At 51.0% G+C, this 16,848-nt stretch carries 17 protein-coding genes; 5 read left to right on the top strand and 12 right to left on the bottom strand.

Translation table 11 applies throughout. The features are described 5' to 3' along the window. Window positions 1-28 precede the first annotated feature (28 nt). Window positions 29-820, top strand: a complete 792-nt coding sequence (gene asd / locus ACAN54_RS19935; protein WP_379159279.1) for an archaetidylserine decarboxylase — start codon at window positions 29-31, stop codon at window positions 818-820. Between the two features lie 117 nt (window positions 821-937). On the opposite strand, the gene ACAN54_RS19930 is transcribed toward asd, so the two are convergent. The 7 genes from ACAN54_RS19930 to ACAN54_RS19900 all read right to left on the bottom strand — a co-directional run bounded on the left by ACAN54_RS19930 (window position 938) and on the right by ACAN54_RS19900 (window position 8,377). Then, a complete protein-coding gene (locus ACAN54_RS19930) occupies window positions 938-1,444 on the bottom strand; it encodes a DUF2569 domain-containing protein (protein ID WP_379159276.1) in 507 nt (168 codons plus the stop codon). Between the two features lie 134 nt (window positions 1,445-1,578). Continuing rightward, the gene (locus ACAN54_RS19925; RefSeq protein WP_379159273.1) at window positions 1,579-2,400 is read right to left on the bottom strand and encodes an imm11 family protein; all 822 of its coding nucleotides are present in this window, start codon (window positions 2,398-2,400) and stop codon (window positions 1,579-1,581) included. After that, the gene (locus ACAN54_RS19920) at window positions 2,400-3,245 is read right to left on the bottom strand and encodes an imm11 family protein (RefSeq protein WP_379159270.1); all 846 of its coding nucleotides are present in this window, start codon (window positions 3,243-3,245) and stop codon (window positions 2,400-2,402) included. The genes ACAN54_RS19925 and ACAN54_RS19920 overlap by 1 nt, the downstream gene beginning before the upstream one ends. Window positions 3,246-3,421: 176 nt before the next feature. Beyond that, the gene (locus ACAN54_RS19915) at window positions 3,422-4,264 is read right to left on the bottom strand and encodes an imm11 family protein (RefSeq protein WP_379159267.1); all 843 of its coding nucleotides are present in this window, start codon (window positions 4,262-4,264) and stop codon (window positions 3,422-3,424) included. A gap of 327 nt (window positions 4,265-4,591) precedes the next feature. Further along, window positions 4,592-5,341: a 2,3-diphosphoglycerate-dependent phosphoglycerate mutase gene (gpmA, locus tag ACAN54_RS19910; RefSeq protein WP_379159264.1), complete on the bottom strand. Its 750-nt coding sequence runs from the start codon at window positions 5,339-5,341 to the stop codon at window positions 4,592-4,594. A 455-nt stretch (window positions 5,342-5,796) separates the two neighbouring features. Next, the gene (locus ACAN54_RS19905; RefSeq protein WP_379159261.1) at window positions 5,797-6,582 is read right to left on the bottom strand and encodes a helix-turn-helix domain-containing protein; all 786 of its coding nucleotides are present in this window, start codon (window positions 6,580-6,582) and stop codon (window positions 5,797-5,799) included. A 130-nt stretch (window positions 6,583-6,712) separates the two neighbouring features. Continuing rightward, complete coding sequence (locus ACAN54_RS19900) at window positions 6,713-8,377, bottom strand: aminotransferase-like domain-containing protein (RefSeq protein WP_379159258.1); 1,665 nt, start codon at window positions 8,375-8,377, stop codon at window positions 6,713-6,715. Window positions 8,378-8,522: 145 nt separating this feature from the next. On the opposite strand from ACAN54_RS19900, the gene ACAN54_RS19895 reads away from it, so the two are divergent. From ACAN54_RS19895 to ACAN54_RS19880, 4 genes are all read left to right on the top strand, one after another. Further along, complete coding sequence (locus tag ACAN54_RS19895) at window positions 8,523-9,137, top strand: pyridoxamine 5'-phosphate oxidase family protein (RefSeq protein WP_379159255.1); 615 nt, start codon at window positions 8,523-8,525, stop codon at window positions 9,135-9,137. Between the two features lie 67 nt (window positions 9,138-9,204). Further along, entirely contained in the window at window positions 9,205-9,729 is a 525-nt protein-coding gene (locus tag ACAN54_RS19890) for a hypothetical protein (protein WP_379159252.1), read from the top strand. Between the two features lie 108 nt (window positions 9,730-9,837). Continuing rightward, window positions 9,838-11,139, top strand: a complete 1,302-nt coding sequence (locus ACAN54_RS19885; RefSeq protein ID WP_379159249.1) for an aminotransferase class I/II-fold pyridoxal phosphate-dependent enzyme — start codon at window positions 9,838-9,840, stop codon at window positions 11,137-11,139. Between the two features lie 156 nt (window positions 11,140-11,295). Further along, window positions 11,296-11,406, top strand: coding sequence for a hypothetical protein (locus ACAN54_RS19880; protein WP_020429695.1), 111 nt, complete (start codon window positions 11,296-11,298; stop codon window positions 11,404-11,406). 346 nt (window positions 11,407-11,752) lie between these two features. Here ACAN54_RS19880 and ACAN54_RS19875 read toward each other — a convergent pair whose 3' ends face one another. From ACAN54_RS19875 to ACAN54_RS19855, 5 genes are all read right to left on the bottom strand, one after another. Beyond that, window positions 11,753-12,970, bottom strand: coding sequence for an ABC transporter permease (locus ACAN54_RS19875; RefSeq protein WP_379159246.1), 1,218 nt, complete (start codon window positions 12,968-12,970; stop codon window positions 11,753-11,755). A 1-nt stretch (window position 12,971) separates the two neighbouring features. After that, a complete protein-coding gene (locus ACAN54_RS19870) occupies window positions 12,972-13,718 on the bottom strand; it encodes an ABC transporter ATP-binding protein (RefSeq protein ID WP_379159243.1) in 747 nt (248 codons plus the stop codon). After that, a complete protein-coding gene (locus ACAN54_RS19865) occupies window positions 13,715-15,196 on the bottom strand; it encodes a DEAD/DEAH box helicase (protein WP_379159240.1) in 1,482 nt (493 codons plus the stop codon). Before ACAN54_RS19865 ends, ACAN54_RS19870 begins: the two co-directional genes overlap by 4 nt. A 100-nt stretch (window positions 15,197-15,296) precedes the next feature. Further along, a complete protein-coding gene (locus tag ACAN54_RS19860) occupies window positions 15,297-16,073 on the bottom strand; it encodes an SDR family NAD(P)-dependent oxidoreductase (RefSeq protein WP_379159237.1) in 777 nt (258 codons plus the stop codon). Between the two features lie 28 nt (window positions 16,074-16,101). After that, window positions 16,102-16,557 (bottom strand): chemotaxis protein CheX, encoded by a 456-nt coding sequence (locus ACAN54_RS19855; protein WP_379159234.1) that lies wholly within the window; start codon window positions 16,555-16,557, stop codon window positions 16,102-16,104. Between the last annotated feature and the right edge of the window lie 291 nt (window positions 16,558-16,848).

Here is a 16,848-nt window from a genome sequence, read left to right as displayed (position 1 = left end):
GCTGCTGCATGATGGAAGGGAGATACTCATGGTAAAACAATTGCTGCGGCTGATGACCGAGCTATCCTCGCACAGATGGCTTTCCCGGTTAATGGGGGCTTTTTCCCATAGCAGACTCAGCCGTTTTTTGATCCCGGTATTTATTCGGACTTATCATATTCCCGCTTCTGAAGCAGAGAAGCCTTTCGGGGAATACCTTACGCTTAATGAATTTTTCAGCCGTCATCTCAAATCTGGCATGCGCCCGATCGCTATCGGTGAGAATGCTGTGGCCAGCCCCGTAGATGCGCTGATTACCGCCATGGGCGAGATTCATTCCGGAACCATAATGAATGTAAAAGGCCAGGATTATGAGCTGGAGGAGCTTTTGAATCACTCCCCTCACCTGGAGCTGTACAAAAAAGGCTTTTTCTTCGTGCTGTACTTAAGTCCCACGGATTATCACCGGATTCACGCCCCCCTTACCGGGCGCAAGGTCGAGAGTGAACATATCCGCGGGAGGGCATATCCTGTCAATGATTTCGGCATGCGGCATATGAAGGGTGTGCTGAGCCGCAATGAGCGGCTGATTACTTATATCGCCGGAGCCAACGGGGAAGCTGCCGTGGTGAAGGTCGGCGCGATGAATGTCAGCAGTATCCATTATGCGGATGAAGAGACCGATGCCTGGCAGATCGGTGATGATCTGGCCTATTTCGAATTCGGCTCGACCGTGGTGCTGCTCCTTGAGAACGGCAGCTTCACCCCCCGTTCCGGGCTTGTCAGCGGGACCAAGGTGAAGATGGGCGAACTGCTGGGTGAACTGCAGCGTCCTAACTAATATGTCTGGTACCAATCAAAGCCCCGTACAAAGGCACATATGTGCTGCCTTGGACGGGGCTTTGATTGGTTTATTATGTATCTCCTCTTTCTCCCGGCAATCAGGATATTTTACATTTTACCGCACAAATGTGTTGGCTACCCGCTCCGACTTCCGGAAATAGGATGTCCAAATAATGCAGGTGAAGACCCCTCGGACAAGATCACGGACGTTTTCGCCTTGGCCCATTTCTCTTGCTAGCGGTATATTCAGCAGAAAAATATAATCGATGATACCCATCGCCAGGCTACTGAAGTAGAACAGAATGATCATCCGGGGCAATAGTGCTTTTTTCTGATAAAACAACACCAGTGTAAAGACGCAGAGCAGCAGCAACAGCACATTCGCAGCGGCTTCAAAAATAATCACCGGAGCCCATAGCCGGTGGTATAACTCTCCCTGTTTAGAGGTAAGCGTGTCCCAGTACTCCGGTTGAAAGCTTGGCAAGTTGTAATTCAAAATCTGTAACCCCAACATAACCATCGTTGCGATCAAGCCCATCTGCACAACCACCAGCCAGCCCCCAAGCCCTGAAGGGCCAAGTGGAGCATATACTTTCATTTCGTGTTGCACTTCATTTTCCAATTCATTCTTCCTCCTTATATTTGCGGCCAAATAGCCGTGACTTCTAGTGGTGCTAATTGTTCGTTGAGAGTTCTTGTGCGTGCCTGATATGAGGAGTTGGGCAGCAGATTCCGATTCATAATTTACAGCACTTACTAGTTGATTTCAGACTTCACTACTTCGTGCCATTGTAAAAGCATGAACACAGGAGGAATATAAATCAGCTGTCCCCAGTCGTACACCAAAGCTGGTGATAAATCCGCTATCCACAGTTCACCGTTCTCATCCAGTTGCATTCTCCATTTTCCGCTGGCAACAGCTTTTCCCTGCTCCATGAGAATACGAGCCTCATCGTATGAATATTCAATCCCTTTACTGCGCTCAATTGAATCAAGCGCTGCTTGATAATTACGTTCTTGTTCTTCTTCTTTTTCTAGAGTAAAAGCTGAATCGTATACTTCTGAGAAATCCAAGCCTTTAAGACCATGGAGTTCAACAAGCTCTTTAAATGCATCCGTTACAAAAACTTGAACGATGGCTGTTTCCTTGATTTTGAACATATAAGTGTTTTCAGGTATTTTAGAAAAATCAAAAACGAGCTTTATAAATCGGGCAAAGTTACCTTTCCCAGTTAGCTTAATAACTGAACGGCTATAATCAACACAATCAATGACATTTGTGATGTTGAGCATAAACAACTTCAAATCAGGATGAGCCAAAGGAAGTGTCTCAACTTCTTCTGCAACAATTGGCAATAAAATATCTTTTACCTTCTCTGATACAATTGGATGTCCAGATAAGTATCTTGGAAAATCGTTGTATTTCCGTTTATTATTCGTGTACATAATCGGAGGCGTCCATGTCGGCAATTTGGAATCACCTTTAAATTTCGACTCTATGGGATGCTCTGAACTGACAGAACAATCAAGCATTAAATCCATGGAGTCGTCATTAGATCTTAATTTATATACTCTCATTATTCCTCCGAATACTTCGATTTAATTGGAGTTAAGTCAACTTCATGCCAAGAGTAGCCCAGCAGGATTGGCGGGATATAGACAGGTCTACCCCATTTATACTCCAGATCGAGTGTTAATTGTCCCAGCCAGAATTCTCCTTGTTCATCGAACTGCATTTTCCATTTCTCGCTTTGGACGGCCTTGCCCTGATCTATCCTTAGCTCAGCCTCAGCATAAGAAAACTCCACACCTTTGTTATTCTCAATGGCGAGTAGCGCCTCTTCATATTTACGTTTCCGTTCCTGTTCCATTTCCTCCGTGAATTCCGAATCATATACGACCGAGAAATCCAGACCCGGCAATTGATGTTCTTCGATGAGTTCTCTGAATAATTCAGTAACATATACTTTAGTTGTTGCCTGTTCTTTAATTTTGAACATATAGGTATTTTCCGGGATTTTAGCAAAGTCAAATACCAGCTTATCAAAACCCGAAAAATACTTTTCTAGTAACCATTTAGCCTTCGAATTCTGCCAATCCACACAATCTATAATATTGATTACATTAATCATAAATATATCGAGCTCAGTATGTATTAGTGGAAGGAACTCGACATCAGATACTGTATGAGGCTTAAGTATCTGCATAGCTTTTTGAGATACTATTGGTTTCTCAGGCACAAAATCAAAAAAATCATTAAACATCTTGCTCCTAAGCGTCTGCATTTCAACAGGCTGCCAATCCTGAGCTAACGTTTGCCCCATAAAGTCACTACGAATAGAATGAGATGAAAGTTGTTCACGATTTTTCATGACCAATGTGGTCGTTTTAGAATGATTGACTTTTAATTCATATACCTTCATTAATATGCACCTCGTTTTTCAAATACTTGTTTGGAGGTATCCGTATTCTTAGCTTCAATGGCATTCAATCCCGCAGAGCAGGCATTTCTTAATTGGTGCTATGAATATATTCAATAGTGTTAATATCGGCCGACAAGCTTATGATTAATGTGAAAGACCGCTATAATGAGTACATATTATTCCTCGTGGCTCTTCAGGTTAATTTCAGACTTTTCTACTTCGTGCCATTGGTAGCCAAGCAGGATTGGCGGGATATATTTCGGTCTAACCCAGTTATACTCCAGCTCCAGAGTCAAGGTCCCCAGCCAGAACCTCCCTTTATCGTCCAATTGCATTTTCCATTTGCCACTGGCAACTGCCTTGTTCTGATCGACTCGCGCCTCAGCTTCTTCGTAAGTAAATTCCGGACCTTTATTGCGCTCAATATCCAACAAAGCCGATTCGTATCTGCGTTGCTGTTCCAGTTCCATTTCCTCTGTGAATTCAGAGTCTTCGACTAGTGAGAAATTGAGCCCTTTCAGTTGATGTTGTTCGACTAATTCCTTAAAAGCTTCTGTCACGTATACCGTTGTTTTTGCAGTTTCTTTAATTTTAAATAAATATGTGTCATTTGGTATTTTGGAAAGGTCAAATTTAAGCTTTATAAACCCCATGAAATATTTATCTTTAAACCACTCAACCTCAGAGCGTTTCCAATCTACACAGTCCAACATATTAGTAACATTCAGCATATATAAATCCATTTCATCATGAATTAACGGTAGGATTTCCACCTCAGATTCTATATAGGGCTCTAGTATTTGTTTGACCTTTTCAGATACTATTGGCTTCCCAATTATATAATGAGGAAAATCAATATAAGTATTTTTGTAAAGAGTCTCAAGCTTTATAGGCTCCCAATCATCAATTTTAGAGTCCCCTCTAAAATCCGTTGCTATTGGATGGCCCGAAATCCCGTAAGTTCTTTCGCCCGTTAATGTCATAGCCTGTGGACTGTTGTTTAATTCATAAACTTTCATCTACATACTCCCTTTTCTATATTTCCTCCTATAAATACATTTCTCCCCCAAATTTTCACTTTGAAAGAATAATCTAATAAAGGAATCCCTACAACCGCTTATTTTGTATTATTATGTAATCTATTGTCGAATTCACACGCAATTTGATAGTTAGTACTTTAGACGCACGCTTTTAGTCGTAGAAGTTTGTAGTCATTTGAAACTTTATACCCATTTCATTTCATTTATAAAATAATACGGTCACACAATCATCAAAAAACCCTGCAGAGCTACTCTGCAGAGCTGATATTTTTACAGTATGGGTTACACAAAATAATAGCAGGCGGGCTATTCCGTCACCTTGCTCTGATTCGCTACCTCGCGGGCCTTCTGTTGTACTTCCTCCGGCTCCCCCAGATAAAAGCGGCTGATCGGCTTCACATCATCATCCAGCTTGTAGACCAGAGGGACTCCGGTCGGCACATTGAGATCCAGCAGCGCCTTCTCGTCAATGTCCTCCATGAATTTGATCAAAGCCCGCAGCGTATTGCCATGCGCCGAGATCAGTACCCGCTCCTTCTTGCGGATCAGCGGCACAATGCGTTTGCCCCAGAAATCGCCGACGCGGTGCACCGTATCCTCCAGACTCTCCCCGCGTGGAATATCTCCGGGACGAACCTCCTTGTAACGGATATCGTTCCGCGCATACCGTGGATCATCCGGCTCCAGCATCGGAGGACGGACCGACAGGCTGCGCCGCCAGATATGCAGCTGCTCTTCGCCGTATTTTACCGCAGTCTCACTTTTGCTCAGTCCTTGCAGCGCGCCGTAATGCCGCTCATTCAGCTTCCAGGACTTCTGCACAGGAATCCACAGGAGATCCATCTCATCCAGCACGTAATTGAGCGTCTTGATCGAACGTTTCAGCACAGAAGCAAAGGCCAGATCGAAAGTGTAGCCCGCCTCCTTCAGCAGCTTCCCGGCAGCTTTGGCTTCTTCTACTCCCTTTTCCGTCAGATCCGGGTCGCTCCAGCCTGTGAACAGATTCTGGCGGTTATACTCGCTCTCGCCATGGCGTATCAACACGATTTCGTACATTTTCTCTCTCCTCCGGCCTGTGTAGTTTCTTATCGTTCTATCCTTACCCATCATAGGCCTGCTGACCGGGTTGTTCAAGACTCACACTCTTTATCCTTATCCCCCCGCCCAGGCGCTCTCATACACGGATGAATTTCTGCTCCTGAAGTCAAAAAAGACCGGATGCCTAACCCGGCCCCGGTCCCTTCGTTGATCTGGATAAGCTATCTTTTCAGGACCCATCTGTCCTTTTAGTTAGGTCAAAACCAATGATCCGTAGTCACCAGGCTGCTGCTCTTCCATCGTCTCCAGCGGTTGCGGGCAATCCTGCTTCCCCCGCCTTTGCAGTCGTTGTTGCAGATCCGTCGTCTCATAATCATTCCGTCGTTCTCCCCTTCCAGGCTGCAGTGTATATCGCATGTAACCAGGTTGCAAGGTATTTACCCCAGCTGGAAAAAGCTGAAACAAACAGAGGATTAGCGGATCTCGGACGGACTTTTACCGGTATGCTGCTTGAACTGGCGGCTGAAAAAGAAAATATCACGGTACCCCAGCGCATCCGCCACCTCGGTTACATTCATTCCGGCATACAGCAGAAGATGCTGTGCCCGCTCAATCCGGGTGCGGATCACATAGGACTGGACAGAAGAGCCCGTAATCTCCTTGAATTTGATCGAAAAATAACGCGGAGACAGCCCGGCGCGCGCCGCCAAATCCTCCACCCGGTGCACTGCTCCGGGATGCTGGCTGACATAGTTGGCGACCTCATGAATAACCTCCGCCAATTGGTTGCTCACATGACGTTCCACCGGCATCACCTGATCCTCACGGAGCAGATGGATCATCAGCTGCTTCAGGATCAGCTGCCCTTCCTCCTCAGCCGCAAAGGTCTTGACGAGAAAGAGGCGGACATACCGCGCCAGCAAGTGCTCGAATTCCACTGTCTCGGTCAGTTCCCGGTACGGCTCGGGAATATCGGTCACATCCTCAGTCACATCAAAATGAATATATGTAAGCACAAGCGGCTTCTGCGGATTATGGCTCGCACTGGTATGATCTCCCGGACGGAACAGGAAGCAGCTTCCCTTACCCACCTGATAGGGAATTCCTCTGCGCACAACTGTGCCTTCCCCGCTCCAGACATAGAACAAATCATAATTTTGCAGCGGCTTCTCTCTTTTTTGCCATTTCCAGCCCGGTTCACAGACAATCTTCGCCAGAGCCGGCAGGATTACAAAAGAGGACGGCGATGCATGCAGCATAATATTCCCTCCTAAAAGTTTTGCGGAATTCTACTTCCTTGAAATTGCTATGCAGCAAAACTCGCTTCGGAAGCATAATCTAAAGTTTTGCGGAATTCTACACACCGTTCCATAATCTCATCATACCTTGTCAGATCCGATTTTGCACATCCGCCCACGCCAGCAGCAGGCGGTTGACTCCGTCTACCAATTGTTCGCCATTCAAATGGGCAAAAGAAAAACAAGCCGCCGGTGCACCCGCTGCGGCCTGGTACAACGCCGCGTCCCTGAAGTCCGTCCCGTGCCTTAGCGCCGCCGCCCGGAAGGCGGCGAATTCCGCACTGCTGCGCCGCCAGCGCGCGTAGATATGCAGCCCCGCATCGCCGGGCAGCGGCTCAAACAGCAGACCGAGCCGCCCGGACAGCAGCGAGCGGAGAAGCCGGGCACGCTCGCCATAGAGGCGCGTCATCCGCCGCAGATGACGGCTGTAGCCGCCGGTCTGCATGAAGCGCGCCAAGGCCCGCTGCTCCAATAGGCCTCCCGGAAGCGGCTCATACAGCGCCTTGGCGGCGGTCACCGGCTGGATCAGCAAGGGCGGGAGCACGGCATAACCCAGCCGCAGGCCAGAGAACATGCTGTTCGAGAACGAACCCATGTAGACGACACGCTCTTCGCGGTCGAGTGCTTTCAGCGGTTCGATGGGCCGCCCGCCCCAGCGGAATTCACTGTCGTAATCATCCTCCACAATCAGCGCATCCTGCCGCCGCGCCCATTCCAGCAGCCGGCGCCGCCGGTCAAGCGGCAGAACAGCGCCGGTGGGGAACTGGCGGCTTGGGGTAACGAACAGCAGCCGGGCCGCCCAATCCTGCGGCACCAGCCCGCTTCCGTCCACCTCGCCCAGCAGCAGCTTCCCGCCGGTGATCTCCACCGCCCTGCGGATGCCGTGAAATCCAGGGTCCTCGGCAACGGCAGGGCTACCCGGCTCCAGCAAGAGCTGTGTCAGTAGGACGATGCCCTGCATCGAGCCGTTGAACAACACAATTTGCTCCGCTTCCGCCCGGATGCCCCGTGTCACCCGAAGATGGGCGGCAATCGACCGCCGCAGGCTTTCTTCACCCTGGGGAGGGCAATAGCCTTCCAGCCGCCCGCCGCTTTTACCGCCGGCATATTTCAGTGCACTCCGCCACTCTTCATAAGGAAAATGCTCCATCAGCATCCCGCGGCTGCGAAAGCTGACGATATCTGCTTCCTCCCGCTCATATATGAGAACTTTCCGCTCCATAAGGCGTTGTCCCCAGCGGGAGAGCGGGATTCCGCTTCCACAACAAGGTACTCCGACATCTGTTTCTGGACCTATATCTATACCTGCACTGGCACCTGCATCCGCACGCGCATCCGTTTCCGAACCCGAACCCGAACCTGCACTCACACTCTCATCCATTCGTGTACCCACACCCGCACCCACATCCGCATCCCCTGAGTACTCTGCCCTGGCAGCTCCCACCACGACATCACCATAAATCTCCTGATCCGCCTTCTCGCGTTCCCCCTCCAAGGGATAAAAGCTGTCATCCGCCACATAAGTGCCCCGGCCAGTCTCTGTCCGGATGTAGCCGTCTGCCAGCAGCATGTCGTATACCTGAGATGCCGAGCCGCGCGAGATCAGGTACAGCTCTGCCAGCTTCCGGGTAGACGGCAGTCGGGTTCCACCCGGCAGAGTCCCGCCAAGAATAGCCGCGCGGAGCGCGTGGTATAAGGCCAGATATTTGTAGCGGTGCACCGTCAGGTACTGGTCGTAAGGCAGCGTGAAATTCATATCCCCACCCTCTCCACGTCAAAGTGGACTAATAAAATTAATGTAAACCGGTCCTTTTTTATTGTCAATTCCTCTTCTATTCTTAGAAGACCCTATTGACCCGGAACATAAGGTTCCACCACTAATGAGAGAAGGATGTGCCGTTATGCGCAGAAAAGAATTTCAGGTAGAGCAGGAAGAGGAGCTGGCCGGGTTTCTACACGGAATGAGCTTTGGTTTTCTCGGGACCAGTGATGAGAAAGGGCTGCCGCGTGTAACACCGCTCAACTTTGTATATATGGAAGGAAATTTCTATTTTCACGGTAGCCACGCGGGAGGCAAAATGAAGAGCATCCGCCACAATCAGCAGGTATGCTTCACGGTTGCCGACGAATACGCCATCATTCCTTCCTATTTCAGCGATCCCGAGCTTGCCTGTCCTGCCACCGCCTATTTCAAAAGCGTAACCGCTTATGGAACAGCGGAGCTTGTTGAAGACCTCGCCGAAAAAGCAGCCGTACTTGCTCATTTTATGCACAAGCTTCAGCCGGAAGGAGGCTACGCCCCGATAGATCCCGAAGATCCCAGATACCGCTCAGCGCTGAAGGGTGTCGCCGTTGTACGGATCGTTCCCGAAGAAATAACCGCCAAGTTCAAATTCGGCCAGAATCTGAAGGATGATGCACGGAATGCTGTTACTCAGGGTCTTCAGGAGAGACGCGGGGAACGTGATGCGGAGACGATTGCCATGATGGAAAAATACTGCCCCTACCATTCCTGAGTGGTAAAATATAACTATATCTCTATAGATACCACACTAATATCAAGTTAGATTGGCGGGATAGAATTTGGAGGATCTGTACCACTACTATGATCAATCTACAGGGCCGTTCCGGAATTTATCCGATCTGGCGCCGGAGGAAGCGGAGCATGTTCTTGCGGGCATACGTCAGGAGGGCAAAGGTTTTGCCAGCAAGCGTTCAGCGGATTATCTCGATATCCGGCGCAGCCTGGAGCACAAGGCCCGGGAAGCTTTTATCGCCAAAGGAGGCCGTCCCGTCCGCCAGCAGCCCCACTATATGACGCTAGGAAGCTGTCCGTGGCTGCTGGAATGGTATCCCAGGGGAGCTGAGCTCCGGATTCCTATGGATCTCTTTTCTCCAAGCTGTATCAGCTTCACGTATGGTGACTTGTTCCCCACAATGAGAGTTCAGGACGGCAAGCCTTACCGGGGTCAGGTGTATCTGCTTGCTGAGCTCCGGGAGATCATTTCGCAATTCGGCTGGCCTCAGGAATGGAATGCAAGGGGGACCTGCGGGCCGGAGCGCTATATCGAGGTTCAGGTCTGGGAGGATCCACCACAAATATTTTAAAAGTAATGGAAATTGCCTCTTTCAGCAGTGACGGCGGGGAATCACGGTGATATAATGTTAGGCAATGTTAACGTATATCCCAGAAGAATACCCGGAAGGATGAAACCGATGAATCCACTGGCTGGACAATTGAATGACAGCATCAAGGCAGGCAATGAATATGTATACGATATGCTCTCCAATCTTGGCAAAGCGCTGTATTATCCCAAAGAGGGAATTCTGAGCCAATCCGCTGAAGCGGCCGCTCATGCGAAGAAATACAATGCAACTATCGGTATTGCCACTGAAAAGGGTGTACCTATGCACCTTGGCGTTATTCAGGATAAGCTCTCCGCTTACAGCCCCAAGGACTTGTATGGTTATGCTCCGCCAGCAGGCAAACCTGAGCTGCGCACCGTGTGGCGTGAGAAAATGCTTCGCGAGACGCCGTCGCTTGAAGGCAAATCCTTCGGCAACCCTATCGTTACCAATGCCCTGACTCACGGGCTCAGCATCGTTGCCGACCTGTTCGCAGATCAAGGTGATGCTGTCATCTATCCGGACAAAAACTGGGAGAACTACGAGCTGACCTTCGGTGTGCGCCGTCTCACAGATTCCGTCAACTATCCGCTTTTCACTGAAGATATGAACTTCAACAGCGAGGGACTACTGGATGCACTGCTAGCCCAGAAGGACCGCGGCAAAGCGATTGTGCTGCTTAACTTTCCGAATAACCCTACAGGCTATACTCCGGGAATCAAGGAAGGCGAAGCGATTGTGGCTTCCATTCTGCGTGCGGCAGAAGAGGGCATCAATGTCGTAGTGGTCAGCGACGACGCCTATTTCGGGCTCTTTTTTGAAGATTCACTGAAGGAATCCCTCTTTGGCCGTCTGGCCAATCTGCATCCGCGTGTACTAGCCGTGAAGATTGACGGTGCGACCAAAGAAGAGTTTGTCTGGGGCTTCCGCGTCGGCTTTATCACTTATGCTTCAGACAGCAAGGAAGTACTCTCTGCCCTGGAACAGAAGACGATGGGAATTATCCGTGCCACCATTTCCAGCGGACCGCATCCTTCGCAGACCTTTGTCCTGGATGCACTCAAGTCGCCAGAGTTCGCCGAGCAGAAGGAAGAGAAATTCCAGATCATGAAGGGCCGTGCCAACAAAGTGAAGGCACTGATGGACGGCGGCAAATACGGCAATGAGGTCTGGAGCTATTATCCTTTCAACTCCGGATACTTCATGTGCCTGAAGCTGCACACTGTTCACGCCGACGATCTGCGCCAGCACCTGATTCATAACTACGGTCTGGGCACGATTGCCCTAGGGGAGACTGATCTGCGCGTAGCCTTCTCCTGTATTGAGGAAGATCAGCTCGAAGATCTATTCGATATGGTCTATGCCGGAATACAGGATCTGGAAAAATCCTGATCTAGCAAGCCTTGTTCATAGAATTCAGCTTCGGCCATGCCGGGGCTGTATTTTTTTTGCAGGCCGTTATGGCATTGGCCTATACACGTTGTTCTCTCCGCACATACAATACGGTGTACTCAAGTACAACAACTCACACGCGAAAGGGGAATGAACATGAGCGAAGAAGTTAGAGGCGGATATGGATACCCTGGATTTACAAGCACTGGTGCAATTCTGGTTCTCTTTATCCTGCTGGTCATCATCAGCCGTTCACTCTTTGTCTAACCGGGAATAACCATCCCGGGAGGGGGCCCCGGCTCTCTCCCGTCCTACCCGCGTTGTACGCCATTCCCTGCCACTTGCGGAAGTAAAGATGGGATTCCCCATTCCAGATGTTCCCTGGATAACCTTACCTATCATGAACTCAAAAAACGCCTTGACGGGAGCCAATGCTCCAGCCAAGGCGTTTTTTTCAGATACTGATAAGACTGTGAGATCCCTAAGAGCTGAGGATTTGAAAGCATAGAGAAGACCCTGAAGCTCCTTAGGAACTGATGTGAGTGTAGAACTAAATGGGCCTTTATCCACTTAGAATAATTGACCTCTTATCAAATCCCCAAGTTAACTCCATCTAGATATCGTCGTCCTCCTGCGCAGCTTTGCGGGAAGCACGGGTCCTGAAGAGATACGCCAGCAGGCCGCCGGCAAGAAAGGTGCCGATTACAGGCAGTGGGCGCCCGGCTACCGCGACTAGGAAAGGTAGACCGGTCAATACCGCCAACAGTAAATGTGCACGGAAGATGAACTGAATCGTACTGCTTGCTTTGCTGCCCTCCGGTAGAGGATAGATAGTCAGCCAGAACGACTCGCTTTGCAGCTTGCGCAGCGCCGACAGCTGCACGCCTATAATGAACAGGAAAAACAGATAAATACCGCTGCCCACATAGCTGTCCCGGTTCCACCAGACCAGCAGTAGCGACAGAACAGCGATCCGCAGCACAATGCCGAAGATGTCACCCCGGGCAAAGCTTTTGGTGAGGAGATAGCGGTAGGCGGTAGGGCGCCGCCACGGGATGCCCCGGCCCCATTTGGACAGGTAACGGCGGGTATAGACCCGCTGCTCCCGACCGGGTACATCCACGAACCAGCCTAGAATCATTAGCGCTATCGCTCCCTGATTGCGTTCGGTGGCAATGAGGCGTTCCCAGGGAACAGCGTGCCGTCCGGGAACCGCAAGCGCAGCCAGATAGGCTGCTGCCAGAATCACGATGAAGATTATTGCGCGCAGAGAGGGCTGCCACAGCCATGCGGCAATCATCAATCCCGAGACTGCCCAGCGTAGCAGGTTGTAGCCCAGAGCAGCCGGACGGGACAGCATAGTAAGCTCCCGCCACAGGCCAAAGCTTGCCAGCAGCTTCACCAGGATCAGTACAACAAGTGTGGCCAGCAGCATTTGATGAGATTCATCCGTGCGTATGTAGAGGGGCCACAGGGTAATCAGCACAAAAGCCAGCCGCAGAATCTTCCAGACATTCCCGGCAACCCAGGCCGGAGCAAAATATTCCTTCATCCGGTGTCCCTGCGGCAATAGAAAGATGGTATCAGGACTCTGCAGATATGTCCTGAAGCTGCTGTGTGCAGCAGCAGGCAGGAGGAGAACCAGCATAATCCAGCGGATCGGAATACCCGCCGGAACATCGCGGAGCAGTGAAGTGTACCAGGCTGAGAAGATGATTAAGACCAGCAGGAACATCATGGCTACGCCGCTCTGAATGATATAACCCATATAGGGGATCAGGCTTCCGGTGAACCTGCCGCGCCGCTGCCGGCGCAGCTCCTTCAAATCCATATCATTTCCCCCCTTGAACCAGTTCGTAGAACAGCTGCTCCAGATTCAATCCCTGCAGCCCGGCAGCCGCGGTCATTTCCGCCAGCGTACCTTCCGCGATCACCTTGCCGCGGTGCAGGACAATGAAGCGGTCGCAGTAATTCTCGATGGTGGAGAGGATATGGGAGCTTAGCAGAATCGAAGCCCCGGATTTCTTCAGATCCAGCATGAAATCGAGCAGGGAACGGATGCCCAGCGGGTCCAGCCCCAGAAACGGCTCATCGATTACATACAGCGCCGGACGCGCCACAAAAGCACACATGATCATAACCTTTTGCTTCATGCCTTTGGATAAATGCGAGGACAGGGTATCCATCTTGTCCTCCATATTAAAGAGTGCGGCCAGCTGGCTGCTGCGGGATTCATAATCACTGCGCTCCACACCATATGCCCTGGCGGTAAATTCCACATGCTCACGGACTGTCATTTCCTCATAGAGCAAGGGCGACTCCGGTACAAAAGACAGCGCACCATGATAGGCCTCAGGGTCGCTGATCCGGGTCTTACCCTGGACGGTGATCTCACCTTTATGCGGTGACATCAGGCCCAGAATATGCTTCATTGTTGTACTTTTGCCTGCTCCGTTCAATCCAATCAGCCCGACCATTTCTCCAGGCTGCACCTGAAGGCCGATATCGTGCAGCACCGGCTTGTTCAGGCTGTAACCTCCGCTTAAGCCCGTAATTTGCAGTACGGGGGCAGTATTCATTGACCGTCACCTCTCGGGGTTTTGTCTTTCAGCCATTTGGGCGCTCCCTTGTTCTTGCGGTTCTTCTCGCGCTCCGCACTGCTGCGCGCCTTGCTCGCAGGAGCGCCGCTTCCGGCTCCTGCGCCGGAACCCGGGCTGCGGCGCTGCTGATCGCGCCGCGCACCAAGACCTGCAGCTGCTCCCGGCTGCGGAACAGCGGCCCCGGCCGCGGAGGCTGGGCCTCCCGCTGCCGAAGTCCGCACCTGCGGCTTGCTGCTGCGCGCCGCAGATCCGTCCGCGCGCGGGCTGCCGCCATCGCGGCGTCCGGAATCCATCCCGCCGCGGTACTCGCTGCGGGCCTCATCGGCGGCTCGTACCTTGCCGCCTACCATTTCCTTCTCCTCAAGCTGGATGTCCAGCTCCTTGGCGAACTTACGCATGATGAACGTCTGCTGCTCCGTGACGATCGTTACAGACAGGCCGCGGCGTCCCATGCGGCCCGTGCGCCCGGCCCGGTGCACATAGTGCTCCGAGTCGAAAGCCGGATCGAAGCTGACGACCAGCGTCAGATTCTCGATATCCAGACCCCGGGCAGCTACGTCGCTGGCCACCAGCACACGGAATTTGCCGTCACGGAAGCGGGCAAGCACATTGCTGCGCGTCACCTTATCCGCGTCGCCGTAGAGTGCGGCTGCCGTCAGCCCCAGATGGTTAAGCTTCGCAGTCACCTCAGCGATATCGTCGGTGGCATTGACGAACACAATCGCCCGATCCGGATTGTAATGACGGATCACACGGCGCAGCATATCTATCTTATTGCGCTCCTCGCTAACCACATAGTGATGCTCCAGACTCTGGGCAGTCATGACACCCGGCTCAATACCGACCTCCGCGGGATTCTTCATCTCCCGTGCTGCAAGCGCCTTCGTCTCCGGACCGATGGTCGCCGACAGCATAACCATTTGACGCGTGCGCAGCGCACTGCTGACGATCTTCGCCACCTCACCTGCACCGCTGAGCTGGAACATCTGATCCGCTTCATCGATGACAATCGTGGTCACCTCATGCATCTTCAGCTTACGGAGCCCGATCAGCTCCCGGATACGGCCGGGCGTACCCACAACCAGGTGTGGATGCTCGCGCAGCTTATCGATCTGGCGCTTAATCGCTGCGCCTCCGATCAGCCCCATCACCCTAATGCCGCGGTGGGCTCCATACCGCTCCGCCTCGCGGAGAATCTGCATCGCCAGCTCCTGAGTAGGCGCCAGCACCAGCTTCTGTAGTGATTTTTGCTCAGGATGAATCCCCTGGAGCAGCGGCAGCAGGTAAGCCAGCGTCTTACCGGTCCCGGTCTGGGATGCGGCAAGCACGTCTCTTCCCGCCAGCAGCAGCGGAATCGTCTGCTCCTGCACAGGCGATGGATCTTGAATGCCGAATTCCGACAATCGGGCAACGAGGTCTTCCTGAATCCCGATGGCCGCAAAAGAAGCTTTATTCATATTAGTAATTCATCCTTTTCGTGTGAGATAATATGTTCATTATATGCCAAAAAAGCCTCTCCACCAAATGGAAGGCCTTTTGATCCATTCTAAGCCATTATTATTTCCGGTTCATCATATTATAGGTAAGTTTGTCCGCAAGACGGGGAAATAGACCATACAAGCGGATACCCCATGCCGCAAAGCCGGGAAGATCAATCTCTTCCTTCCCCTTCTCGATCAGCTTCACGATCTTCTTGGCCACATGCTCGGGTGTCATCATGATCCGGGCTACACTTTTCTCGTAGCTGCCGGAAGGATCAGCAGTTCGGAAGAATTCCGTGGCAATCGGCCCCGGATTAACCGCCGAGACGGTAATCCCCTGAGTGCGCAGCTCCTGACGCAGTGCGTTAGTGAAGCCCAGCACAGCGTGTTTGGTTGCGCTATAAGCAACGGAACGTGCTGTGCCGATTTTGCCAGCCATGGATGCTACATTGACAATCTGACCGCTTCCCCGTTCCAGCATATGCGGGACTACAGCCTTGGTACACCGTACGATGCCCATGTAATTCACATCCATCATGTCATCGAATTCATGGGACTCCATCTCCGTAAACCCAGCGAATTTGCCATACCCGGCATTATTCAACAGAACATCAATTCTTCCATGGGCGCTAAGGATGTCCGCAAAGGTCTTATGGACCTGGGCCTCATCGGTAACATCACAGATATACAGGCCAAAAACGCCCGGTATACCGGCCGCTGTTTCTTTCAGCTTGTCTTCGGATCGGGCCAGCAGGATAGGCACAGCCCCACGCTTGCTGAGCATCTGGGCCGTAAGCGCTCCAATCCCGCTCGAAGCTCCTGTTATCACAACCACTTTATCTTGTAGTTCCATGAATAAAGTCTCAGCTCCAATTGTCCGACTAAGAGATCATTACCTGAATATCAAGCTCACCAATGCCTTCCATCAAAAGCGGGATGCTCAGCGCTTTGCGCGGCATTACCGACATCCCCGCTGTCTTCATCAGCTTCGGAGGAGTAATATCGACGCTTACCCCCTGATTCGATAAAATGGTGCTGGCATTACCGCTGATCATGTTGCCCAGCTCCGAAATTGCACTCTGTCCCATCTCGTCCATCTCAGTAATCACATAACCGCCCATCATAGCTGATACGATCTTGAGCGCTACCTTTTCAGCGATTCCGAAAATAATATTCCCGCTCAATTGGCCTGTCATTCCGACCTGTATCCATATATGATTATCAATCAGCTCAATGTCTTTTATCCCCAGATTACCGGTGGATGGCGAGACCTGTATCACCTGTTCAATTACAATTCTTGCAGATTCTAAAAACGGATTAATTACTTCTGCTCTCATGAAAGTGCTGTCTCCCCTCTACCAGGCTTTAGTCATGTACCAAAAGTCCTAAGTAATATTGATTATTATACTTCATATATCGGTATTATTCACCAAAAATTAATGGTCTTGTCGAAGGAATTAATATGATAGTTTTGTGGGCAACATTGCCCTGCCGGAGGTTATCTCCTATAATTTAATCAAATGCCGACATCCAGCGTAAGATAGATATTAATAAGGCAGCATCGTCCATAGCACAAAAAGGGCTTGTGGCGGTAACTACTCCAGTCTTAAGCAGGACCCCCTATAACC

It is taken from the genome of Paenibacillus diazotrophicus (genome assembly GCF_042610465.1).
The sequence above is the reverse complement of the archived record's forward strand: the minus strand, read 5'-3'. Positions and strand labels throughout refer to the sequence as shown.